The organism is Ralstonia sp. Ralssp135, assembly GCF_047304345.1.
In the GTDB taxonomy this organism is placed as follows: Bacteria; Pseudomonadota; Gammaproteobacteria; order Burkholderiales; family Burkholderiaceae; genus Ralstonia; species Ralstonia chuxiongensis.
On record NZ_JBGLYZ010000002.1, the window covers coordinates 66272 to 89991 of the forward strand.

Sequence of the window (23720 nt, forward strand, 5' to 3'; positions counted from 1 at the left end):
TGACTGCGAAGGAGTGACGGGGCATTCTATCAGCCCTCTTCGTCACCTTTGGCTGAAGAACCGCTGTTCGGCAAGCTTTGCGACAGTTCGTCACGGTGCGCCGGCAGCGAATCACGGCGGGTATCGAAACGCGGATCGAAATCGCCGCCATGCGACGCAGGGTTCTCCCGCAGGCGGATCGCGGTCTCGACCAGCGCCTCGCGCAATAGATCAAGCCCGGTACCTTCAATGGCAGAAACGAACACACGCCGCACGGCGCCGGTTTCGTCGCGCTCGATGCGCGGGCCAGCCGCACGCAACTCCTCCGCCGCGTCGATCTTGTTCATCACCAGAATCTGCGGGATGCCGCTGGCGTTGATTTCATCCAGCACGCGATCCACCTGCTCCATCTGCTCGTGCTTGACGGTGCTGGCGGCGTCCACCACATGCAGCAGCACGTCGGCGTGGACGGTCTCTTCCAGCGTGGCGCGGAAAGCAGCCACCAGTTGCGTCGGCAAATCGCGGATGAAGCCGACCGTATCCGACAGCACCACATTGCCCAGCCCTTCCAGGTACAGCCGGCGCGACGTCGTATCCAACGTGGCGAACAATTGGTTGGCCGCGTACGCACGTGCCTTGGTCAGCGCATTGAACAGCGTCGATTTGCCGGCGTTGGTATAGCCGACCAGGGAGACGGAAAACGCGTCGTTGCGGCTGCGCGAACGGCGCTGCGTGTCATGCTGACGCTGCAGTTTGTCCAACTCGGACGATAGCCGCTTGGCGCGTTCATCCAACATCCGCCGGTCCAGCTCGAGCTGACGCTCGCCCGGGCCGCCGCGCAGGCCGACCCCGCCTTTCTGGCGCTCCAAGTGGCTCCACGCCCGCACCAGACGTGCCGCCTGATATCGCACGCGAGCGAGTTCCACCTGCACCTTGCCGACGTGGCTTTGCGCGCGCTGGCTGAAAATATCGAGGATGAGGCCGGTCCGGTCCACCACGTGGCGCCCGAAAAAGCGCTCGAGGTTACGCTGCTGAGCAGGACTCAGCGCATGGTTGAAGATGACGATTTCCGCGTCTTCCTCGTCTGCGGCAATCCTCACCTCTTCGGCCTTGCCTGCGCCGATGAACAGCGCTGCATCAGGCCGGGAACGCTTGCCCGTAACCGCGCGCACAGGTTCAGAGCCAGCTGTGGAGGCCAGCAGCGCCAGTTCACTCAGACTTTCCTGGAAATCATGTTTGCCGAAATCGACAGCGACCAAGATGGCGCGCGTCGGCTCCGAGCTGGAGGTGGGATGAGATGCCAAACGGGGGAATAGAGAAAGGAAAAACGGGGTGGGTGCGTCCCGCCGCGCGGACGGCGGCGGGAGCGAGGCAGAATCAGGCGTCAGGCGCTTCGTCCACGCGGAAATTCACGGCACGGGCCGGCACCACGGTGGAGATCGCATGCTTGTACACCATTTGCGTCACGGTATTACGCAGGAGCACGACGTATTGGTCGAACGACTCGATGTTGCCTTGCAGCTTGATACCGTTGACGAGATAGATCGACACCGGCACATGCTCCTTACGCAGCGCATTCAGAAACGGGTCTTGTAGCAATTGCCCTTTGTTGCTCATGGCACACTCCAGATTTATAGGTTTAGTGGTGGGTTATGGGGCTAGGAAGCCCAGGTTCAAGCAGTCGACGCAAAAAAAGTTCGTCAAAAGAGTCGGCCAGACGCGTCCAAATGACGCCAATGGCGCCTGGGTTTGCAGACACCAAGCGCCATGTCTCGAGAATTTAGCCTTAGAAATCAGGGAAAGCAAACGGAAAACCGATGACCCCGCCATATGAAATGGCTCGGCCTTTTTGGTGATCCCCCGTTCGACTGTCCCCGCGTCACACGCCCCCGCCGTCGAGCACCGCCCGTGCGATGCTCAATCGTTCGATTGAGCGTACGGGTTTTTGTTCGTACGAAATTCGATCCGAAGCGGCGTACCTTTCAGTTGGAAGGCCTCGCGGAAACGCCCCTCCAGGAAACGGCGATAGGTCTCGGGGATATTCGACAGCGCGTTGCCGTGAATCACCACGATTGGCGGGTTGGAACCGCCTTGGTGCGCGTAGCGCAGCTTCGGACGCGAGACGCCGGCACGACGGGGCTGCTGATACTCGACTGCCTCCATGAGCACGCGCGTGAGCTTAGGTGTCGGCAGCTTGACCATGGCGGCGGCGTAAGCGGCATCAACGGACTTCATCAGCGCGCCAATGCCCGTGCCCTCTTTGGCGGAGATGTAATGCACATTGGCAAACGACAGGAACTGCAGCTTGCGCTCCATATCGTGCTTGATTCGATCGCGAGCATGGCCGGTCAGACCATCCCACTTGTTCACGCCAATCACCAGCGCGCGCCCGGACTCGACGATGAACCCGGCGATATGCGCATCCTGGTCGGAAATGTCCTGCTGCGCATCGAGGATCAGCACAACCACGTTAGCGTCGGCAATCGACTGCAGCGTCTTCACCACCGAGAATTTCTCGATTGCCTCGAACACCTTGCCACGCTTGCGCAAGCCGGCCGTATCGATGAGCGTGTAAGGCTTGCCGTTACGCTCGAAATCCACGTAGATGGCATCGCGCGTGGTGCCCGGCATATCGAACGCGATCACGCGCTCTTCGCCGATGAGCGCGTTCACCAGCGTCGACTTGCCCACGTTCGGACGGCCAACGATGGCAATGCGGGTGCCGTGGTCGTGCGCGTCCGCTGCCTCGGCAAGTTCAGGGCGCTCGGCAAACGCCAGGTCGAGCGCCTCGGCCACCAGATCATTGACCCCATCACCGTGCGCGGCCGAGATGGCAGCCGGATCGCCCAGGCCAAGCTCGTAGAAATCGCTGGCGACGGCGGTGTAGCGCATGCCCTCAGCCTTGTTGACGGCCAAAAGGATACGGCGCCCGGTTTTGCGCAGGTAGTCGGCGATCACACGATCCTGAGGTGCCAGCCCCAGACGACCATCGACGATAAAGATCACGACATCGGCCTCGACCACGGCCTGACGCGTCTGCTTGGCCATCTCTGCAACGATGCCGTCCTTGGCGACGGGTTCGAAGCCGCCCGTATCGATGGCAATGAACGGACGGTCGCCCACGCGGCCTTCGCCGTAGTGGCGATCGCGCGTCAGGCCAGGGATATCAGCGACCAACGCGTCACGCGAGCGCGTCAGACGGTTGAAGAGGGTCGATTTGCCGACATTCGGCCGCCCTACGAGGGCAATGACTGGTTTCATGCTTGTGTGCCGCGCGCGAAAGGCGCCACGGCAAATTCTGAGTGTTGCAACTGCGGTTGGCATCTGCACGGCTGAATGCCTGACGACACAGATGCAAGACGCCCGCGGGGTACGCGGGCGCAAGTCCAAGGCGGCGATGCCGCCCCGATGTGATGCGTGTGCCGCCACAGCCCATCCGGGCCGCGGCGGCCAATGTTATTTCGGCAGATAGCCGTAGACACCGCCACCGCGGGTTTGCACGACCAGCGTCTGGCCAACCACCACGGGTGCTGCACCAATGGCACTGCTATCGGTTTTCACGCGGGCGACGAACTTGCCGTCATCACGCGACAGGAAATGCAGCCAACCTTCGGAATCGCCCACGATGACCGCACGGCCAAATGCCAGCGGCGTACCGAGGTCGCGCCACAGCAGCGCGTCGTTCTTCCAGAGATCGGCGCCATTTTGTGCGTTAAAACCGTAGACCACCGACTTCTCGTCAGCGGCGAACAGCCCGTCATCATCTTGCGTCACACCGGTCGGCGACGAGAAATCACGACCCCAGCGCGGTGCGCCGGTGCTCGTATCGAAACACGCCACGCGCCCTTGGAAGCTGGCTGCACAGACTTGCGAACCGTTGATCGACGGCGCCCCGGTCACATCGTTCAGGCGCTCGATTTCCGATACCCCACGCGGATACGACACGGCAGCTTCCCAGCGCAAGGCGCCGTTGCTGGCCGACAGCGCGCCCAGCTTGCCACCTGCAAATCCGAGGATGATGTTATCGCCGGAAAAAATCATCGGCAGACTGCTGCGCAGGTTCAGCGCCGACGGAGAACGCTGGTAAATCCATTTGCGTTCGCCATTGCTGGGGTCCAGACCCATGACGCGGCCATCGGTCGTACGGACGATCACCAATCCTTGGCCCACCAGCGGCGCCGTCAGGACTTCACCGTTGACGGCGATCTTCCACTTCTGCGCGCCCTTTTCGTCGAACGCGATGACCGCGCCCTTCTCACCTGCCACCGCCGTCAGCGTGCCATCGCTGCCAGGGCCGGAGGTCAGGTCGACGTCCGCCTTGCCTTGCCAGACCGTGCGACCGGTGGCGCCATCCAGGGCGGTCACAGTACCGCCGGCGGCCGACACATAGACGTTGTTGCCTGCCACCGCCGGCTGCATCACGTAGCGGCCGCTCTTGCCGACGCTCACGCTCCACACCTGGCGCACGGCCAGCACTTGCTGAACTTCCGTCAGTTTGGCCGGCTCATGCTTGTTCTTGCTGCTGAACAGCGAGCAACCACCAAGGACAGCCGTCGCTGCCAGTGCCAGCACTGCCACGCGTGCCGCCTGAGCAACACCGCGCGCGACACCACCCTGCTCAAGTGCGTGAATCATGAAATCGGGATCCTTTTGTTATGCGTTGAATTGCACGGGGTGCGCCAATCAGGCGCCGCCCAGGGCATCCAGCTTGAACTGCACGATCTGGCGCGCCGAAGCATCGGCCGGACCGAATTTTTCCAGCGCCAGCTTGTAGGCTGCACGGGCATCTTCGTTCTTGTTCTGCGCGGCCAGCAGATCACCGCGACGATCGGCGTACAGCGCGGCGAACGCCGGCGCAACGTCGCCGGAGACTAGCGCGATGCCCTGATCGTAGGCTTTCTCGTCGAGCAAAAGTCCAGCCAGGCGCAGCTTGGCGAGCGCCTTGTATTCATCGTCGCGCGCATGATCAACCGTCCATTGCAACTGCGCCTTGGCGCCAGCCGCATCGTTGGCTTCGTACAGCGCCTTGGCAGCGGCCAGCGCGCTCATCTGCGCGTAGGCCGTACCGCCAAACTTGTCCTCCATGTCAGTTGCGGCGCGCTTGATCTTCTCAGCATCCTTGCCATCAACGGCCTTCTGCACCTGCTCGTACAGCACGGACGCTTCGCCGGCCTGCTTGCGCTGCCAGTTTTTCCAGCCGAACCAACCGGCCACAGCCAGCAGCACCACGATGGCGATCCACGTAATCACGTTGCCGTTATCACGCCACCAGTGCTTAAGGCTCTCTATTTGTTCCTGTTCTTCGAGATCGTAGGCCATGCTTTGCAGAGCTTGAATATTGGAAGTGAATCGCGGTGGTTCGCTGCCGAACGCACTGTCGCGGTTAGTCGTTATTGGCCACCATGGCATCGATCAGGCGGTCGACCAGTTGGTCCGACGGCACGGTCTGCTGGGCATCCGCGGCGGGATCGCCACGCAGCGGCTTGATCTGCGCAACACCTTGGGTGACTTCATCGTCGCCAATGATAACCGCATAGGATGCGCCACTTGCGTCAGCGCGCTTGAACTGCGACTTGAAGCTACCGTTGCGGCCTTCCGGCGAGGCGTGAAGGATGACATCGAGGCCGGCATCGCGCAGTCGCTCTGCCGCGATCAGCGCCTGCACCTGCGCCTCATCGCCCTGGTGGACGATGTAGACGTCACAGCCTTGCGCTTCGGGCTCGAGCTTTTCCTCACGCAACAGTTCGATGATGCGTTCTACCCCCATCGCCCAGCCGCATGCAGGGGCAGACTTGCCGCCGATCTGCTCGATCAGCGGGTCATAGCGGCCGCCGCCGGCCACGGTTCCCTGCGCGCCCAGCTTGTCCGTCGTCCACTCGAAGACGGTGAGGTTGTAGTAATCCAACCCCCGCACCAGACGCGGGTTGATGGTGAACGGAATGTTGTTCGCCTTGAGCAGCTTCTGCACGCCTTCAAAGTGCGCGCGCGATTCATCACCCAAGTAGTCGATTAACTTCGGCGCGCCGGCGGCCATCTCCTGCAGCGCCGGGTTTTTCGTGTCGAGCACGCGAAGCGGGTTGGTGTACAGGCGGCGCTTACCGTCCTCATCCAGAATGTCCTGGAAACCCTCCAGGTATTTGATGAGATCGGCGCGATGCGCAGCGCGCTCTTCCGCCTGACCGAGCGAGTTCAGCTCCAGCTTCAGGCCGACCAGGCCGAGATCGTCCCACAGGCGCTGGCACATCAGGATGACTTCTGCGTCGATGTCCGGGCCCGCAAAGCCAAGCGCTTCCACGCCAACCTGATGGAACTGGCGATAGCGACCGCGCTGCGGACGCTCGTGGCGGAACATCGGGCCGGTGTACCACAGGCGCTTCGGGCCGTCGTACAGCAAGTTGTGCTCAATCACGGCGCGCACGGCGGCAGCGGTGCCTTCCGGGCGCATGGTCAGCTGTTCGCCGTTCAATGCGTCGGTGAAGGTGTACATCTCCTTCTCGACAATGTCCGTCACCTCGCCGATGCCACGCACAAACAATTGCGTCTGCTCGACGATCGGCGTGCGGATCTGCTGGTAGCCATAGGCGCGCAGCATGCTGCGCACGGCGTTATCGAAGTGCTCCCACAGCGGGGCGTCACTGGGCAGCAGATCGTTCATGCCTTTGACGCCGGCGATCTTCTGCACGCGTTGTTTTTGTGTATCGCTCATGATGTCACGTTGAAAGCCTGCCTCTCGCATCTACCTGAATGCGGGGCCGACCGGTCGTTTCTTGCTCTGGCTTCGGGCTTCGAAGCCTGTGCCGCATTAGACCGTCGCCGGGGTCTGTGCGCCGTAATGCGTGCGCACGTACTCGTCGACGATCGTCTGGAATTCTTCTGTGATGCGCTCGCCGCGCAGCGTTTTCACCTTCACGCCGTCAACGAACACCGGCGCCGCCGGCGATTCGCCTGTGCCTGGCAGCGAAATGCCGATGTTGGCGTGCTTGCTCTCACCGGGGCCGTTGACGATGCAGCCCATCACGGCCACGTTCATCTCTTCGACACCGGGGTACTGCGTCTTCCACATCGGCATCTGCTCTCGCAGGTACGACTGGATGCGCGCCGCCAGCTCCTGAAACACCGTACTGGTCGTGCGCCCGCAACCCGGGCACGCGATCACCATGGGGGTGAAATTGCGCAGGCCCATGGTCTGCAGAATCTCTTGCGCGACGATGACTTCCTTCTCGCGCGGCGCACCCGGCTCCGGCGTGAGCGAAATGCGGATCGTGTCGCCGATGCCTTCCTGCAGCAGCACCGACAACGCCGCCGTGGAAGCGACGATGCCCTTGCTACCCATGCCGGCCTCGGTCAGGCCCAGGTGCAGCGCGTAATTGCAGCGACGCGCCAACTCGCGGTAAACGGCAATCAAATCCTGCACCGCCGAGACCTTGCACGACAGGATGATCTGGCTGCCCGGCAAGCCCAGTTCTTCAGCCTTCTGCGCAGACTGGATCGCCGAGGTAATCAACGCCTCAACCATCACAGCCCGGGCATCCCACGGAGTTGCACGCTGTGCGTTCTCGTCCATGATGCGCGCGAGCAGATCCTGATCTAGGCTGCCCCAGTTCACGCCGATACGCACCGGCTTATCGTAGCGGCAGGCGATCTCGATCATCTGCGCGAACTGCGTGTCGCGCTTGGCACCCTGCCCGACGTTGCCCGGGTTGATGCGGTACTTGGACAGCGCCTGCGCGCACTCCGGATAGTCCTGCAGCAACTTGTGACCGTTGTAGTGAAAATCCCCCACCAGCGGCACATCCACACCCATGCGGTCGAGCTGCTCGCGGATGGCCGGCACCGCAGCGGCGGCGGCCGGCGTATCCACTGTGATGCGCACCAACTCAGAGCCGGCACGCGCCAGTTCCTTCACCTGGATTGCGGTACCGATGGCGTCCGACGTGTCGGTATTCGTCATCGATTGCACGCAGACCGGCGCATCGCCGCCGACATGCACGACGCGATCGCCCCAGCGGATCTCGGCCGCGCGCGAGTTCCGGCGCGGCAACGGGCCCACCAAGGCTGGGGCGCAATCGAGAGGCGTGGTGATTTCCATGATCAGACAAGGCGCGCCGCTCACAAGCGCCGCGCCATTTACAAAACGGTTCAGGGCAACGTAGCCCGTGCCACGCGATTGCGGGCGTACTTCTGAAGATCGACGGTGGCACCGCCCACGGCCAGCGATTCAACTGCTTCCGCATTGCCGAAGACGACCTTGAATGGCGGCGTACCGGTCAGATCACGTGCGTCACCTTCCTTGGAAATGCCACTGGCAAGCGTCTTCCCAGTCCTGTCCTTGATCTCGTACCAGGACGAACCGGAGAAGCGTACCGAGACCGTACCGCCGCCCGATTCAGCCGGCTTGGGGGCTTCCGTCGGCAGAGCGGAGACCGGAGCGTCGACGTTGATCACAGCCGGCTTGGCGCCCGCAACGGCTACAGCGGGCGCCGGCGCGGCACCGTTGTCCGAACGCGGCAGCGTAGGCGGGGGCGCCAGCGGCGCAGTCACCACACCGGAGGCCGGAGCGGCCGGCGTAACGGGCGTCAACGGTGTCGGCATCGAAGCGGCCGGCGTTTCTGCCGGAGCCTGCTCAGCCGCTGGAGCCACTTGCGCGGGCGCGGTCTGCTCCGCTGCCGGTGCTTCCTTTGCTGTGGATTCTGTGTTCTGCGTAGCTGCCGTTTGCGTGGCAAACCACTGCTTGAGACGGTCCATACCAGCGAGCGCGCCGGCCGCCACAATCACCGCAATCAGCACGCCGATCAGCCAGCGGCCACTGCCGCTCCGACGCTTGGCAAAGCTCGGCTTGTCGGAAAACGATTCACCCAGGCCGCCTTCGGGGCGCAATCCGATGTTGGTGACCTGCGCACGCGCGTTCAAACGCGCGAGCTGATCATCGACATCGACCTGCAGAGCGCGCGCATAGGCGCGGATGAGGCCCTTGGTAAACGTCATGTCGGGCAACGCACTGACATCCGCCGATTCCACCGCCAACAACTTGCCCGGTGCCACTTTCAAGCGCGTGGCCAGATCGTCGACCGTCAGACGCTGATGCTCACGGCCGGCGCGCAGGCGTTCGGCAATCTGACGCAACGCATCGTCGCGCTCAGGCGACGCGGCGGCAGGCGGATTCGAGGCAGGCGCAGTGCCGTGAGAGAAGTCGGCAGCGCTTGCCACGTCGCGGTCAGTCATCCCAGGCTCCTCGTTCGAATGCCGCCTCTTCGGGCGCATTGGGGAAGCGACGCTGCAATTGCGCGCTCCATGCGTTCTGCTGCGAAGTGTCACCGAGGCGACGCGCGATGCGAGCGCCCAGCCACAGGCTTTCTGCCGTCGCATTGCCACGACCATTCACACGTTCGATAAACGGCATGGCACGCGCGTATTCGCGGCGTTTGTAGTAAAGCTGCGCCAACGTGAGGTTGGTCAGCAAATTGTTTGCGTCGATGTAGGTGGCGCGCGTCAGGCTCTTCTCTGCGCCATCCAGATCGCCCTGACGCATCTGGCAAACGCCTAGGTTCGTCCACGGCTTGGCCGGGCTGGCGGCAGCAGGCGTCTCGATGGCCTGGCGCAGCATCGTCATGCCTTGATCTGGCTTGCCGCCTTGCGAGCACAGGAACCAGCCGTAGTTGTTCAGCAGGTCACCATCTTGCGGTGTCGCGGCCAGAGCGCTGCGGAAACTCTCGTCTGCCTGTTCGCGTTGACCGAGATTCATATAGGCCAACGCGCGGATGTGATACGCATTCGGGACGTTCGGATCGATCGCGATGGCGTTCTTGATTTCCTCAAGCGCTGTCGCATTCTGACCAGCTTCCAAGTATTGGGTCGCGAGCTGCAATCGGATCGCGGCGCGGCGACCGGCGTCGGCCTTTTGATCGGGTACTGTTGTAACTTCTCGTGTCTGTGTCTGGACCGGCGGCGACAACGCGCACCCGGCGGCTGCCAGCGTGAAGACCAGACTGACAGCAGTCGACCAACGCTTCATGCGGTACCCATGCGGTGAGTTGAGTCGGCCCCGACCACGGGGATCTCGACGATCTTGCCGAACTTGCCGCGCTCGGCCAAGCGCGTACGGTCTTTGACCTCGCCAGCGAGCTGACCGCAGGCCGCATCGATATCGTCGCCCCGCGTCTTGCGGATGGTCGTGACAATACCGGCATCCAGCAACACTTGTGAGAAGCGGCGGATCTGCTCATTGTTCGAGCGCTTCAACCCCGATTCCGGGAACGGGTTGAACGGGATCAGATTGAACTTGCACGGCACGTCGGCCACGACGCGCAGCAGTTCACGGGCGTGCTCGACGGTATCGTTGACCCCATCGAGCATGCAGTATTCAAAGGTGATGAAATCGCGCGGCGCGAATTCAAGATAGCGGCGACAGGCAGCCATCAGTTCGGCCAGCGGGTACTTCTTGTTGAGCGGCACGAGCACGTCACGCAGCGCATCGTTGGACGCATGCAGCGACACAGCAAGCGCCACGGGCACATCGCGCGCGAGGCGGTCCATCATGGGAACTACGCCGGAGGTAGATACCGTTACACGCCGGCGCGAAAGGCCATACGCGTTGTCATCCAGCATCAAAGCCAGCGCCGGCACCACGGCGTCGTAGTTCAGCAGTGGCTCGCCCATGCCCATCATCACCACGTTGGTGATGACGCGGTCGTCCTTGGGGCCGCGACCGAGCTGCTTGCGCATGGCGAACTCGGCCATCCACAGCTGACCGATGATCTCGCCAGTGCTGAGATTGCGGGAGAAACCCTGCTTGCCGGTTGAACAGAACCGGCAGTTGACGGCACACCCCGCCTGAGACGATACGCACAACGTGCCACGCGTCTCTTCGGGGATGTAGACCGTCTCGACGGCATTGCCCTGCCCCACGTCGACCAGCCACTTACGCGTGCCGTCCGACGAGAGGTGATCGGTAATGACCGCCGGTGCCTGGATGTTGGCGCGGGTCGCGAGCTTTTCGCGCAGCGACTTGGCGAGATCGGTCATCTCGCCAAAGTCGGACGCGCCCGACTGGTGAATCCAGCGCTGCAACTGCTTGGCGCGAAACGACTTCTCGCCCAGGCTCTCGCAGTACGCGAGAAGACCTTGTGCGTCGAAATCGAGAAGATTCACCACATCGCTCATGACTTGCAACCCAAAACCACCAATCCCAGTCTAGTGTTGACGCTTAGCGGCTGTAAATGTTCAAGCCCGGGAAGAAGAAAGCGACTTCCACAGCAGCCGTTTCAGCAGCGTCCGAACCGTGCACGGCGTTGGCGTCGATGCTGTCGGCGAAGTCGGCGCGGATCGTGCCCTTCTCAGCCTTCTTCGGATCGGTTGCACCCATCAGGTCACGGTTCTTGGCGATTGCGTTTTCCCCTTCCAGCGCCTGCACCATCACGGGGCCCGAGATCATGAAGTCCACCAGATCCTTGAAGAACGGGCGCTCCTTGTGCACGGCGTAGAACTGCTCGGCTTCTGCGCGCGACAGGTGGATCATCTTGGCCGCGACGACCTTCAGGCCTGCGCCTTCGAAGCGGGCGTAGATCTGGCCGATAACATTCTTGGCCACGGCATCCGGTTTGATAATCGACAAAGTGCGTTCGAGCGCCATCAAAAACTCCAAAAAATGAAGGTGTTACGTGAAAGATAAACGTTAGATTCTAACACGGGAGGGAGCCAGATTGGATGTCAAGCGGTGCAACCCGATGCCACGCATGTCGAGAGAGAAAAGAGGTGCAGCAATCACTTCACCCTGAACAGGCTGCCTTTCGATGAACGCGCCTTAGCATCCCCTTATTGGGCGCACGAAAAGTCACCTGCGAAGGGTATTTTCCGCCGCGATTGTCCGCCAGCGACCGGAACCGCGTGGCATGCTGACTCTCCAAGTAAGGACGATGCGGCTTGCAAAAGCCGGCTTCGGATGCCACATTCGCTGTGTCGTCGCATTGTCTGCAATGTCATTCACCCCAAGGAGTTCGCATGGACAACCAACTCAACACGTACGGTTTTGGCGCTTCCGGCACCGCCGGCGCGTTGGCCGTCCGCAACCGCGTGCTGCGCAATACCTATTGGCTGCTCGCGCTTTCCATGATCCCCACCATCCTTGGTGCCTGGATCGGTGTCGCTACCGGCTTCAACCTGATGGGACGCAACCCACTAATGGGGTTCGTCATCTTCATGGCAGTGGCCTTTGGCTTTTTCTACGCCATTGAGCGCTTCAAGAACAGCGGCTTGGGCGTGGCCCTGCTGCTCGGCTTCACGTTCTTCATGGGGCTGATGCTGTCGCGGCTGATCGGCATGATCCTGGGCTTCTCGAACGGCGCGTCGCTCATCATGACAGCGTTCGGCGGGACAGCGATCATCTTCGGCGTGATGGCGACGGTCGCCACGGTCAGCAAGCGTGATTTCTCGGGCCTGGGCAAATGGCTGTTCATGGGCGTGCTGGTGCTGATCGTGGGCTCGGTGGCCAATATCTGGCTGCAACTGCCGGCGATGATGCTGACAATCTCGGTGCTGGCCATCGCGATCTTCTCCGCTTACATCCTGTTCGACGTGCAGCGTATCGTGAACGGCGGCGAGACCAACTACGTGACCGCCACCCTGGCGATCTATCTGGACGTCTACAACATCTTCACGAACCTGCTGGCGATCCTGGGCATCTTCGGCGGGAATCGCAACTGAGCCAAATTTGGCCCGCAACGCGCTAGCAATATCGCGGAGCAACAAAAAACCGGCGCTTGGTGCGCCGGTTTTTTGTTGCACGCAAGACTACGTGATGAGCGATCAGACGCGCTCGAATACCGCCATCGATTCCACATGCGACGTGTGCGGGAACATGTTCACTACGCCCGCACCCGCCAGCCTGTAGCCGGCTTCATGCACAAGCAAACCCGCGTCGCGCGCTAGCGTCGCCGGATTGCATGACACGTAGACGATGCGCTTCGGCAGCAAATCGGCCGCCTCACCGCCACGCTGAGACAGCTCAGCCAGCGCCTTGGACACAGCCAATGCCCCTTCGCGCGGCGGATCGATCAGCCAACGATCAAACTTGCCCAGCGCGGCAATATCATCAGCCGTCACTTCGAACAGATTGCGGCAAGCGAATGTTGTCTTCGCGTCCAAGCCGTTGTACTGGGCGTTGGCCAGGGCACGCGTCGTCAGCGCCTCGCTGCCTTCGATCCCCATAACCTCGCGGGCACGTGTAGCCATTGGCAGCGTGAAGTTGCCGATACCGCAGAACAGGTCGAGCAGCCGATCACCCGGTTGCGCGTCGAGCAGTTTCAGCGCCCGCGACATCAGCGCCCGGTTGATCTGGTGATTGACCTGCGTGAAATCCGTCGGCTTGAACGGCATGGTGATGCCGAACTCGGGCAGCGTGTACGTCAGCGTACGATCGAGCGGATGGAACGGATAGACCGTATCCGGCCCCTTGGGCTGCAGCCAGAACTGAACGTTGTGATGATCGGCGAAAGCGCGCAGTTCCGCCTCATCTTCAGCGGTGATTGGCTCTAGGTTACGCAACACCAGCGCGGTCACATCCTGGCCGACCGCCAGCTCGATCTGCGGCATACGCTGCACGATCGACAGGCGCCCCACCAACTCGCGCAACGGCACCAGCAGCGCGGACACGTGCGGCGGCAACACCTCACACGACGTCATGTCGGCCACATAGCTGCTTTTGCGCTCGTGAAAACCCACCAGCACGCCACCTTTGGCCGCAACATGGCGCACAGTCAAACGCGCGCGATAGCGGTAGCCCCAATCTGGGCCGGCAATGGGTCGGAATACCACGTCCGGACGCAGCTTGGCCAAATGCCCCAGATCGTCCTCCAGCACACGCTGCTTGATCGCAACCTGCGCGCGCGAATCCAGATGCTGCATCGAGCAGCCACCGCACACCCCGAAAAACTTGCACCGCGGCGTCACGCGCGAAGCGGACTGGCGCAGAATGTTCACGACACTCGCCTGTTCGTACGACGACTTGACGCGGTGACTGCGGTACATCACCCGCTCGCCCGGCAATGCGCCTTCCACGAAGACAACCTTTCCCGGCGTGCCATCCTCGTTCACCAAACGCCCAATGCCCCGCGCTTCGCCATCGAGCGAGACGATGTCCAATGGGCCCGCCACGGGCATCTCGGGCTTACGGCGCCCACGGGTTTTGGCCGGCGGCGTGTCCGGCGCGACCGTTGCTGGAACGGAAGAGGAAGGCGTGACGTTGGGTGCAGCTTGAGACACGAGCGAGCCTGGGCAAAATGAGGACAAGGGCGGCATTGTAAGACACCGGAGGACCAGCATGGGCACCGTCATCCTGACGTGGAATATCCAGTGGGGCCGTGGCGCCGACGGGCACGTCAGCCTCGAGCGCCAACTCTCGCAAGCCCGTGCGATGGCTGAATTCGACGTGTTGTGCCTGCAGGAAGTCACCTCCGGCTTCAGCGATCTGCCGGGCCGACCGAGCATCGACCAATGGAGCGAGCTCGCCGACGCGCTTGGCAGTGAGTACACCGTCATCACTGGATTCGCGCTGGAGCGCCACAACGGCGCGCATGCGCAGCGCTTCGGCAACGCCATTGCCACGCGCCTGCCCGTGCATTACATCCGGCGCCACGCATTGCCCAGTCCGCCCGATGCTACGCCGTACATGCCGCGCATGGTCATTGAGGCGGTCGTGCAGGCGCCGTTTGGCGCGTTGCGCGTCGTCACCACGCATCTGGAGTACTACTCGGAGATTCAACGTGTGGCGCAAATCGACGCACTGCGAGCCATCCACACGGAAGGTTGCGCGCGTACGGACCAACCATCCGTGCTTGGCACCGAGCCCGAAACTGGCCCTTTCCGCCCGCTAGCGCAGACCACGGCAACCATCGTCTGCGGCGATTTCAACTGCAAGCCAGATTCCACGCCCAAGCGCTTGGCCACCGTGCCATTTACTCGCGAACCCGCTTTGCATGATGCATGGGAGATTGCACACGGCACGACGCCGCAGCCACCGACTTTCGGTGTGCACGACCGCGCCGGCTGGACCGAACCGGCCTACGCGTGCGATTTCGTGCTGATCAGCGAGCCATTGAAGCGGCGCGTGGTGCGCCTAGAAGTCGACAGCGCCACGCAGGCATCGGATCATCAACCGATGCTACTGGAGCTGCTGAACGACTGAAAACAGAGGAGAAAGAGGGGCTACGGCGCTTTACAGCACCGCGTCCTTGCGCACGCCCTGCGAGGCGAAATGACGCTTGAGCTTGACCAGCGCCTCCTGTTGAATCTGACGCACGCGTTCACGCGTCAAACCCATCTCAGCAGCCAGTTCTTCCAGCGTGGCAGGCTCGATGTAGTTAAGGCCAAAGCGGCGCTCAACCACATAGCGGTGCTTGTCGGACAAGCGCGCGAGCCACGACTTCATCAAGAGTGACAGCTCGCGATGTGCCACCTCCTGATCGGGCGAGGCACCATGCTCGTCCGACAGGAAATCAAGCAGGCTCGTACCCGGATCAAGATCGAACGGCGTATCCAGCGAAGTCGTGTGCTCGTTGAGCGAGAGCACGTCCTGCACTTCCTCCGTGGTCTTGCCGAGCAGGTGAGCGATGTCTTCGAGGCTTGCGTCGCGGCCATCCACGCCACTCTTTTCCAGATGACGCTTGGCGCGCAGCACCTGGTTGAGCTCGCGAATTACGTGCACCGGCAAACGAACTGTGCGCGCCTGATTCATGATCGCGCGCTCGATGCTCTGGCGAATCCACCACGTTGCATACGTGGAGAAGCGGAATCCGCGTTCCGGATCGAACTTTTCGATCGCATGCATCAGACCCAGATTGCCCTCTTCGATCAGATCGAGCAGCGGCACACCGCGATTCAGATAGCCCTTGGCAATGCTCACGACCAAGCGGAGATTGCGCTCGATCATGACTTGGCGCGCGGCAAACTCGCCCGCCTTGGCCAACGTCGAGAAATGCAGTTCTTCGGCCGGCGTCAGAAGCGGCTTAATGCTGATGCGATTGAGATAGTGCTGAACGGTGTCGGCAGCCAGCTCGGCCTGCAGCACCTTGCGGAAATCTTCCTCGGGTGCAGCTTCCTCGGCCTCTTCACCCTCTTCCTCTTCTTCATCGGGCTCGTCGGCACTGTCCGACGTGTCGTTGAGCTCGGCGGAATCGGAAGCAGGCAGGTCGTCGACAAGCGCGTCGACGACTTCGATCTCTTCAGCAGGGGGCTGTGCCTCGCCGCGCGCACGCCGTCCCGCGCGCCCATTCGGGGTGCGCTGGCCCTCTACAGCAGCGTCGATGTTGTCATCGGCGGGGTTGACGGGCGTGGCGGCTTTCTGGCGCGGCATGCATTCCTCTATTGAGGCGGCAAGTAGCGCATCGGATCGACCGGCTTACCGTTGCGGCGCACTTCAAAATGAAGCTTCACGCGATCCGCATCGGTACTGCCCATTTCGGCGATCTTCTGCCCTTTCTTGACCGTGGATTGCTCGGTGACCAGAACCTTATCGTTGTTGCCGTAGGCGGTCAGGAACGTGTCGTTGTGTTTGATGATGACAAGATTCCCGTACCCACGCAAGGGTCCAACGTGGATCACTTTTCCGTCGTCGGCAGCGACCACCGCGTCACCGCGTTTGCCGCCAATGTCGATGCCCTTGTTGCTCTTGTCATCGAACCGGTTGATGAGCGATCCGCGTGCCGGCCAGGCAAGCGAGATTGCGCCGTCGCTTGCCCCGGCAGGAGCACTGGACGACGCTGCGGGCGGCGGCGTCACCGGCGTGGATTCGACCGGCTGCGCAGTCGTATTGGCCGGGCGAACCGGCGTGACCACGGCTCCGGTGCTGCTGACATCCGCGTTCGGAGGAACGACACGTAACAGCTGATCGACTTCGATCTGATTCGGATTGGCGATGTTGTTCCAGGCCACCAGGTCGCGCGGCGCCTGGCCGTTACGCAAGGCGATGCTGTACAAGGTATCGCCACGCTTGACTCGATAGTAGCCGGGGGGCGGCGGCTCCTGCGACACGGTGCCAGCGCTGCCGGCACGCGAGGTGCGGTCGAGAACAGGGGCTTGGTTGCCGGAGGATGCGCAAGCCGCCAGTAGTGCGGCCGACACCATCGCCACGGCGAGCCGGCCTGCGCGTGCGGGGCTTGGACGGTTCATGGAGCTCCGGGAAATGAACATGCTAAACAGTTCCTGATTTTAACGGGACAAAGAAAACGCCTTCAAGCGCGGTACTGTGAAACTGGAAGCGGCTGCGACGCTCGATAAGAACGAGCTGCTGCGCGGGGCCGCTGTTGCGATCGGTAGCCACCGGGGCGATCAGCCGGCCGCCAACGGTCAGCTGGTCGAGAAGCGCCTGCGGCACCTCCAGCCCTGCCGCCGCCAGGATGATGGCGTCGAACGGCGCGGCCTTCGGCAGCCCCAGCATGCCGTCGCCATAGTGCAGACGGATGTTTGGCACGCGGAGTGGCCGCAAGTTCGCTTTGGCTTTTTCATGCAGCGGGCGGACGCGCTCGATCGAATACACCTCGTCGGCGAGCTGTGCCAGAACGGCTGCCTGGTAGCCACAGCCGGTGCCAATTTCCAGCACGCGAGCGAGCGGCATGCCAGTGCGGCCGGACCGTCCACTCAACAACAGCTCGATCATCCGTCCGACCACTGACGGCTTCGAGATCGTTTGCTGATGACCGATCGGTAATGCGGAATCTTCGTACGCCTGCGAGGCAAGGCCGGCATCGACAAACAGATGTCGCGGGACCGTGCCAATTGCAGCGAGCACCCGCTTGTCAATCACGCCTCCGGCCTGCACACGGCCAACCAGCGCCTGACGCGCACGGTCCGATGCCATGCCGCCGGCAGCCGCGTGCGCTGCCGCTGTGCGTGCCTGTACAGCGCTCGCGGCGACAGCACCGACAACAGCGTCGACACCCGCCACACGCTGTGGCGTAGGTGCAGGGGCGGATGCGGGCGACGCGCGCTCAACGGATGCCGCACGCACCGGCGTGTGGCGTGACACCGCGCTCACTCCTGACGAGATACGCGTTTCACGCTGACGCTCCACGGGCTTGCGCTCGACCACTGCGTCAAGCGTCAACGGAAAGCGCCGGTCTCGCGGGCGTTCAGACATGAGCCACCGTGACGATCATGGCGTCTGCCAGCGGCGCACGGTGCGCAGTTGGGCCGTATCGGTCAGATCGAGCTGCAGCGGTGTCAGCGAAACGAAGCCATGCGCGACGGCATGGAAATCGGTGCCCTCGCTGGCGTCTTTCGCATCGCCGGCGGCACCGACCCAGAAGATCGGCTCGCCGCGCGGATTGGCCTGGCGGATCACCGGCTGCGATTGGTGCCGCTTGCCCAGACGCGTCGCGCGCCAACCGGCCAGCTCGCCGTAGGGCAGATTCGGGATATTGACGTTGAGCAGGACCGGGCCGTCCAGCGGATCGGACAGATAGCGCTCGACAACTTCGCGGGCGACGCGCTCGGCAGCGTCGAGGTGCGTCCAGCCCTTGTCGGCCTGCGAGAACGCAATCGACGGAATACCGAACAGATAGCCCTCGATGGCTGCGGCGACGGTACCGGAATACAACACGTCTTCGCCCATGTTCTGACCCTGGTTGATACCGGAGACGACCAGGTCGGGCTTCTCTTCGATCATGCCGGTAAGCGCGATGTGCACGCAGTCCGTCGGCGTGCCGTTGACGAAGCGAAAACCCTTCTGGGCACCGTCGGTCGCTTCGAACACCGAAAGCGGACGCTGCAGCGTGAGCGAGTTCGACGCGCCGCTGTGGTTCTGCTCCGGTGCGACCACCGTCACGCGGCCCAGAGGGCTCAGCGCGCGATGCAGCGCCGCGAGCCCGGGCGCGAGGTATCCGTCGTCGTTGGCAATGAGAATATGCATGGCGCGGATTGTAACCGAGCAACGTTCGCGAATCGTGCTCGCGCACACGTTCTACACGCTTACAAAAAATGCATCGACAAGCCGCACGATTTATCGCCGCCGGTTAAATCGAACGACCGTGCTTTTATTCGGTTACACTGCCGGACGAGATCGCGTGCAATGCATGCGAGATGGCGAACAATCCAACGCAAAACTGTTGAGGAGACACTGATGAAAGCCGTCGTCTGCAAGACCTGGGGCCCGCCCGAATCGCTGGTGATCGAAACGCTGCCGGACCTGTCGCCCGGTGCTGGTGAAGTGGTTATCGACGTCAAGGCTGCGGGGGTGAATTTCCCTGACGTGCTGATCATCCAGAACAAATACCAGTTCAAGCCGGAGTTGCCGTTTACGCCCGGCTCGGAAGTGGCGGGCGTTGTTAACGCCGTCGGCGAAGGCGTGTCACACCTCAAGGCCGGCGACCATGTGATCGCCTTCCTCGGTCAGGGCGCCTTTGCTTCACAGGTCAAGGCGTCGGCCAAGGTGGTGATGCCGATGCCGCCGGGCATGGCGTTCGACACCGCAGCAGCATTCACACTCACGTATGGCACGTCACACCACGCGGTAGTCGATCGCGGGCAACTGAAGGCCGGTGAGACGATGCTGGTGCTCGGCGCGGCCGGCGGCGTTGGGCTGGCGGCCATCGAGATCGGCAAGGCGATTGGCGCACGCGTCATCGCGGCGGCGTCGAGCGACGAGAAGCTCGCGGTTTGCAAGGACCACGGCGCCGATGCGCTCATCAACTATTCGACCGAAGACCTGCGCGAGCGCATCAAGGAATTGACCGACGGCAAGGGACCGGACGTGATCTATGACCCGGTCGGCGGCATCTACGCGGAACCGGCATTCCGTTCGATTGCCTGGCGTGGCCGCTACCTCGTGGTCGGATTTGCCAACGGCGAAATCCCGAAGATGCCACTGAACTTGGCGCTGCTAAAAGGCGCGTCGCTGGTCGGCGTGTTCTGGGGCGAATTCGCGCGTCGCGAGCCGAAGGCGAATCTGGCGAACATGATGCAGATGCTCGGCTGGATGCAGGAAGGCAAGATTCGTCCGCATATCTCGGCGCGCTATCCGTTGGAGCAGACGACGCAAGCGCTGCTGGATATGGCGGCGCGCAAGGTGACGGGCAAGGTGGTGATCCAGCCTTAAAAAACGCAGGCGCTGGAGACAAAAAAGCCGCGCAGGTTGATCGCCTGCGCGGCTTTCTTTTTTATGCAACCGCTTATCAGGCCGCTTCTTCCAGGGTCGGATAGTCGGTGTAGCCCTTTTCCTGCCCACCGTAGAACGTTGCGCGATCCGGCTGGTTGAGCGATGCGCCGGCACGGAAGCGCGCCACCAGATCGGGGTTCGCGATGAACGGACGACCGAACGCAACGGCATCAGCCAGACCGGAGGCAATCATCTGCTCGCCCTCTTCCGCCGTGTATTGGCCGCACACGATGAGCGTGCCCTTGAAGGCGTCACGGAGTTGGCGGCGGAAATCGTTGGTCAGCTCGGGACCGCCGGCCCAATCCGGCTCTGCGATGTGCAAATAGGCGATGCCACGCTTGGTCAGCTCGCGGGCCAAGTACAACGCGCTTTCTTCGGCTTGTGCGTCTGCAATGTCATGCGCGACGAAGTGCGGCGACAGGCGGATGCCGACGCGGTCTGCGCCAATCTCGGCGATGGCGGTATCGACCACTTCGAGAATCAGTCGGGCGCGATTTTCCAGGGAGCCGCCGTACTGGTCGGTGCGCTGGTTGCTGTTGGTCGACAGAAATTGGTGCAGCAGGTAACCGTTGGCGGCATGGATTTCAACGAAATCGAAACCAGCGCGGCGTGCACGCAGCACGGCTTGACGATATTGCGCGATCACGCCAGGGATTTCTTCCGTGGCGAGCGCGCGCGGTTCGCTGGTCGGCACATTGGCGGGCGTGCCGTCGGGCTGCACGACAAAGCTCTGTGCACCCTTGGCGACGATGGCCGACGGCGCGACAGGTGCCTGGCCGTTTTCCTGCAGCAACGTATTGGAAATACGACCCACGTGCCAGAGCTGTTGCGAGATGCGGCCGCCCTTTGCGTGTACAGCATCCACCACCGCCTTCCAGCCAGCTTCCTGTTCGTCGGTGTACATGCCCGGCGTCCAGGCGTAGCCCTGGCCCTGGCGGGAAATTTGCGTCGCTTCCGTCACGATCAGGCCAGCGGTTGCACGCTGCGCGTAATAGGTCACGTTCAGTTCGGTCGGCACGTCACCGGGCTGGCCAGCGCGCGAGCGCGTGAGCGGCGCCATGACGACACGGTTGGCGAGGGTGGTACGGCCGGTCTGAACCGGGGACAGCAGTTGTTGGGTCATATCAGCTCCTGAAAGAGGCACTATTCGACCGGTCATCTAGAACCGGAATCAAAGAAAAAGCGAGGAACATGCCTCGCCGGCAATGGTTTGGTTGCAATCAATGCTTGGGCTTGGCCAGCAGGATTTCCGTTTGCGCCACGCAGCTCTTGAACGCGGCCACAGTGCGATGCGACTTGGCCAACAGCGCGCCGCCCATCCACATGGCGTACAGCCCTTCGGCCAGCTGGTGCGCATCCTCCACACGCGCCAACGAACCGTCGGCGACGCCCGCCTCGATTGCCGTGGCGATGCGCTCGACCATGCGCGTCATCCCCGTCGACAGCACCTTGCGCATCGGCTCGGACAAATCCGAAACCTCGCCCGACAGCTTCACCGCCAGACAGGTGACTTCGCACGCGCTGCGCTCATGCAGATCGATCCAGGCCATGAAATAGCGCAGCAGCCGCTCGCGGGCGGTAATGCGCGTGTCGTTGAACAGGCTGACAACGCCCGCGTCGTAGTCCTGGAAATAGCGCTCCAGCATGGCAACGCCAAAGTCTTCCTTCGACCCGAAGTAGTAATAAAACGAGCCTTTGGGTACCTGAGCGCGGCCGAGGATTTCCGCCAAGCCGACAGCCGAGAAACCACGCCCGAGGATCAACTCGGCACCGGCGTCCAGAATGCGGTCGCGGGTGTCGTGCCGGGCTTCGGCGCCTTCAGCGGTGACGGGTTCGGGATGCTTGCTCATGATGGATCGCATTGTAGTAGACCGACCGTCTAGTTGCATGACCCTGCTATGTGCAGGGCCAATGTGACGTTCGCGTCGTTAAGGCGCTCGCTCAGAGCTTCTCTGTTTCGCCGCTCTTCGGTTGCCAGCGCATCAGGCGTTTTTCCATCAAGCCGACGAGCCAGTCGAGCACCAGCGCAAATACCGTCAGCACGACGATGCCCGCGAACACGGTGTTGATGTCGAAGGTCCCTTCGGCCTGGAGGATCAAGTAACCAACACCGCGCGCCGAGCCGAGATACTCCCCCACCACCGCCCCCACGAAGGCCAGACCGACCGACGTATGCAGCGATGAGAACACCCAGCTCGTCGCGCTCGGCAGGTAGACAAAGCGCAGCAGTTGCCGCTGCGATGCGCCCAGCATGCGCGCATTGGCCAGCACGACCGGGCTCACTTCCTTCACGCCCTGATAGACGTTGAAGAAGACGATGAAGAACACCAGCGTCACCGCCAGCGCCACCTTCGACCAGATTCCCAGCCCGAACCACACGCCAAAGATTGGCGCCAGGATCACGCGCGGCATCGAGTTGGCAGCCTTGATGTACGGATCAAGCACCGCCGATGCGGCCGGGCTCAGCGCCAGCCACAGCCCTGCGCCCAGGCCACTGGCCGTGCCGATGGCAAATGCCAGCACCGTCTCGGCCAACGTCACGCCAAGGTGTTGATAGATATCGCCTTCGGTGACGAACCACGCCCAGATGCGCTGGGCAACGATGAGTGGTTCACCAAAGAAGAACGCAACTTCCTGCGAGCGCGTGGCGAAGTGCCACACGCCCAACGTGACGACCAGCAGGCCAAGCTGCCAGGTGCGCAGCGCGAATAGAGAAAGCGGACGGTTAGCCATGGATGCAATCGATCAGATTCAGGTCAAGCCACGCGGCGATGCTGCGCATAGCCCTTGAGCACTTCTTCGCGCAGCACATCCCAGATGCGCGAATGCAGGTCGACAAAGCCGGCCTGATCGCGAATCTCGGCCACATCGCGCGGGCGCGGCAGGTCGATCGTGAATTCACCGATCGGGTGCGTGCCGGGGCCGGCGGCCAGCACGACCACCCGGTCGCTCATGGCAATCGCTTCGTCCAGATCGTGCGTGATGAACAGCACCGCCTTGCGCTTGGCGGCCCACAGATCGAGCACCTCGTTTTCCATCAGCTGGCGCGTCTGAATGTCGAGCGCCGAGAACGGCTCGTCCATGAGGATGATGTCTGGGTCGAGCACCAGCGTTTGCGCCAGGCTCACACGCTTGCGCATGCCGCCGGAAAGCTGATGCGGATAGCGGTCTTCAAACCCAGACAAACCCACGCGCGCGAGCCACGACATGGCAAGGTCACGCGCTTCCTTGTCGGACATGCCCCGAAACTCCAGCCCGGCCATCACGTTGTCGAGCGCGCTGCGCCACGGCATCAACGCCTCTGCCTGGAACATGTAACCGGCGCGACGATTGATGCCGAGCAGCGGCTCGCCAAAGACCCGCACCTGTCCGGAAGACGGCTGCAGCAGGCCCGCAGCCAGATTCAGCAACGTAGATTTGCCGCAGCCAGTCGGGCCGACCACGGAGACGAACTCGCCGGCCTGCACCTCCAGCGAGGTGTTTTGCACGGCGGTGTAGCGCTGGCCCGGCGTGTCGGGTGAGATGAACGTACAGGTGATCTGATCGAACGAAAGCGCGGGATGCGGCATGGTCTGCGGTCCAAAAGCAATGCGCCCGG

23 protein-coding genes are annotated in these 23720 nt (G+C 62.4%); 3 read left to right on the forward strand and 20 right to left on the reverse strand.

Annotated features, from left to right (window positions below; translation table 11 throughout):
* Positions 1-29 precede the first annotated feature (29 nt).
* From hflX to ndk, 11 genes are all read right to left on the reverse strand, one after another.
* A complete protein-coding gene (hflX, locus tag ACCD03_RS02305) occupies positions 30-1283 on the reverse strand; it encodes a GTPase HflX (RefSeq protein WP_045204252.1) in 1254 nt (417 codons plus the stop codon).
* Positions 1284-1356: 73 nt separating this feature from the next.
* Complete coding sequence (hfq, locus tag ACCD03_RS02310) at positions 1357-1596, reverse strand: RNA chaperone Hfq (protein WP_004626316.1); 240 nt, start codon at positions 1594-1596, stop codon at positions 1357-1359.
* A 300-nt stretch (positions 1597-1896) separates the two neighbouring features.
* On the reverse strand, positions 1897-3240 hold the full coding sequence (der, locus tag ACCD03_RS02315; protein ID WP_045204253.1) for a ribosome biogenesis GTPase Der: 1344 nt from the start codon (positions 3238-3240) through the stop codon (positions 1897-1899).
* A 195-nt stretch (positions 3241-3435) separates the two neighbouring features.
* Entirely contained in the window at positions 3436-4614 is a 1179-nt protein-coding gene (bamB, locus tag ACCD03_RS02320) for an outer membrane protein assembly factor BamB (protein ID WP_045204254.1), read from the reverse strand.
* 48 nt (positions 4615-4662) lie between these two features.
* Positions 4663-5298 carry a YfgM family protein gene (locus tag ACCD03_RS02325; protein ID WP_045204255.1) on the reverse strand — a complete coding sequence of 212 codons (636 nt, stop codon included), beginning with the start codon at positions 5296-5298 and terminating at the stop codon, positions 4663-4665.
* A gap of 64 nt (positions 5299-5362) precedes the next feature.
* The gene (gene hisS / locus ACCD03_RS02330; RefSeq protein WP_413410701.1) at positions 5363-6685 is read right to left on the reverse strand and encodes a histidine--tRNA ligase; all 1323 of its coding nucleotides are present in this window, start codon (positions 6683-6685) and stop codon (positions 5363-5365) included.
* 96 nt (positions 6686-6781) lie between these two features.
* Complete coding sequence (gene ispG / locus ACCD03_RS02335; RefSeq protein WP_413410702.1) at positions 6782-8068, reverse strand: flavodoxin-dependent (E)-4-hydroxy-3-methylbut-2-enyl-diphosphate synthase; 1287 nt, start codon at positions 8066-8068, stop codon at positions 6782-6784.
* Between the two features lie 50 nt (positions 8069-8118).
* The gene (locus ACCD03_RS02340) at positions 8119-9201 is read right to left on the reverse strand and encodes a RodZ domain-containing protein (RefSeq protein ID WP_413410703.1); all 1083 of its coding nucleotides are present in this window, start codon (positions 9199-9201) and stop codon (positions 8119-8121) included.
* Positions 9194-9991 (reverse strand): type IV pilus biogenesis/stability protein PilW, encoded by a 798-nt coding sequence (pilW, locus tag ACCD03_RS02345; protein ID WP_045204259.1) that lies wholly within the window; start codon positions 9989-9991, stop codon positions 9194-9196. Before pilW ends, ACCD03_RS02340 begins: the two co-directional genes overlap by 8 nt.
* The gene (gene rlmN / locus ACCD03_RS02350) at positions 9988-11139 is read right to left on the reverse strand and encodes a 23S rRNA (adenine(2503)-C(2))-methyltransferase RlmN (RefSeq protein ID WP_092971462.1); all 1152 of its coding nucleotides are present in this window, start codon (positions 11137-11139) and stop codon (positions 9988-9990) included. Before rlmN ends, pilW begins: the two co-directional genes overlap by 4 nt.
* A gap of 43 nt (positions 11140-11182) precedes the next feature.
* Positions 11183-11608 (reverse strand): nucleoside-diphosphate kinase, encoded by a 426-nt coding sequence (ndk, locus tag ACCD03_RS02355; protein WP_045204261.1) that lies wholly within the window; start codon positions 11606-11608, stop codon positions 11183-11185.
* A 368-nt stretch (positions 11609-11976) separates the two neighbouring features.
* Here ndk and ACCD03_RS02360 point away from each other — a divergent pair, with 368 nt between their 5' ends.
* On the forward strand, positions 11977-12678 hold the full coding sequence (locus ACCD03_RS02360; RefSeq protein WP_024975969.1) for a Bax inhibitor-1/YccA family protein: 702 nt from the start codon (positions 11977-11979) through the stop codon (positions 12676-12678).
* A 102-nt stretch (positions 12679-12780) separates the two neighbouring features.
* On the opposite strand, the gene rlmD is transcribed toward ACCD03_RS02360, so the two are convergent.
* On the reverse strand, positions 12781-14133 hold the full coding sequence (gene rlmD, locus ACCD03_RS02365; protein ID WP_413410887.1) for a 23S rRNA (uracil(1939)-C(5))-methyltransferase RlmD: 1353 nt from the start codon (positions 14131-14133) through the stop codon (positions 12781-12783).
* Between the two features lie 160 nt (positions 14134-14293).
* On the opposite strand from rlmD, the gene ACCD03_RS02370 reads away from it, so the two are divergent.
* Positions 14294-15157, forward strand: a complete 864-nt coding sequence (locus ACCD03_RS02370) for an endonuclease/exonuclease/phosphatase family protein (protein WP_413410704.1) — start codon at positions 14294-14296, stop codon at positions 15155-15157.
* Between the two features lie 30 nt (positions 15158-15187).
* On the opposite strand, the gene rpoS is transcribed toward ACCD03_RS02370, so the two are convergent.
* From rpoS to surE, 4 genes are read right to left on the reverse strand one after another with little or no spacing between them, the layout of a single operon-like run.
* On the reverse strand, positions 15188-16324 hold the full coding sequence (rpoS, locus tag ACCD03_RS02375) for an RNA polymerase sigma factor RpoS (RefSeq protein ID WP_045204264.1): 1137 nt from the start codon (positions 16322-16324) through the stop codon (positions 15188-15190).
* An 8-nt stretch (positions 16325-16332) separates the two neighbouring features.
* Positions 16333-17160, reverse strand: a complete 828-nt coding sequence (locus tag ACCD03_RS02380) for a peptidoglycan DD-metalloendopeptidase family protein (protein ID WP_045204265.1) — start codon at positions 17158-17160, stop codon at positions 16333-16335.
* Position 17161: 1 nt separating this feature from the next.
* Positions 17162-18106 (reverse strand): protein-L-isoaspartate(D-aspartate) O-methyltransferase, encoded by a 945-nt coding sequence (locus ACCD03_RS02385; RefSeq protein WP_045204266.1) that lies wholly within the window; start codon positions 18104-18106, stop codon positions 17162-17164.
* A gap of 15 nt (positions 18107-18121) precedes the next feature.
* Positions 18122-18877: a 5'/3'-nucleotidase SurE gene (gene surE / locus ACCD03_RS02390; RefSeq protein WP_045204267.1), complete on the reverse strand. Its 756-nt coding sequence runs from the start codon at positions 18875-18877 to the stop codon at positions 18122-18124.
* Between the two features lie 210 nt (positions 18878-19087).
* Here surE and ACCD03_RS02395 point away from each other — a divergent pair, with 210 nt between their 5' ends.
* A complete protein-coding gene (locus tag ACCD03_RS02395; protein WP_009238416.1) occupies positions 19088-20062 on the forward strand; it encodes an NADPH:quinone oxidoreductase family protein in 975 nt (324 codons plus the stop codon).
* A gap of 76 nt (positions 20063-20138) precedes the next feature.
* Here ACCD03_RS02395 and ACCD03_RS02400 read toward each other — a convergent pair whose 3' ends face one another.
* From ACCD03_RS02400 to ACCD03_RS02415, 4 genes are all read right to left on the reverse strand, one after another.
* Complete coding sequence (locus tag ACCD03_RS02400; RefSeq protein WP_325652245.1) at positions 20139-21245, reverse strand: alkene reductase; 1107 nt, start codon at positions 21243-21245, stop codon at positions 20139-20141.
* Positions 21246-21342: 97 nt separating this feature from the next.
* Positions 21343-21972: a TetR/AcrR family transcriptional regulator gene (locus ACCD03_RS02405; RefSeq protein WP_413410705.1), complete on the reverse strand. Its 630-nt coding sequence runs from the start codon at positions 21970-21972 to the stop codon at positions 21343-21345.
* Positions 21973-22063: 91 nt separating this feature from the next.
* Complete coding sequence (locus ACCD03_RS02410) at positions 22064-22855, reverse strand: ABC transporter permease (protein WP_045204270.1); 792 nt, start codon at positions 22853-22855, stop codon at positions 22064-22066.
* A 23-nt stretch (positions 22856-22878) separates the two neighbouring features.
* Positions 22879-23691: an ABC transporter ATP-binding protein gene (locus ACCD03_RS02415; protein WP_045204271.1), complete on the reverse strand. Its 813-nt coding sequence runs from the start codon at positions 23689-23691 to the stop codon at positions 22879-22881.
* Positions 23692-23720 lie beyond the last annotated feature (29 nt).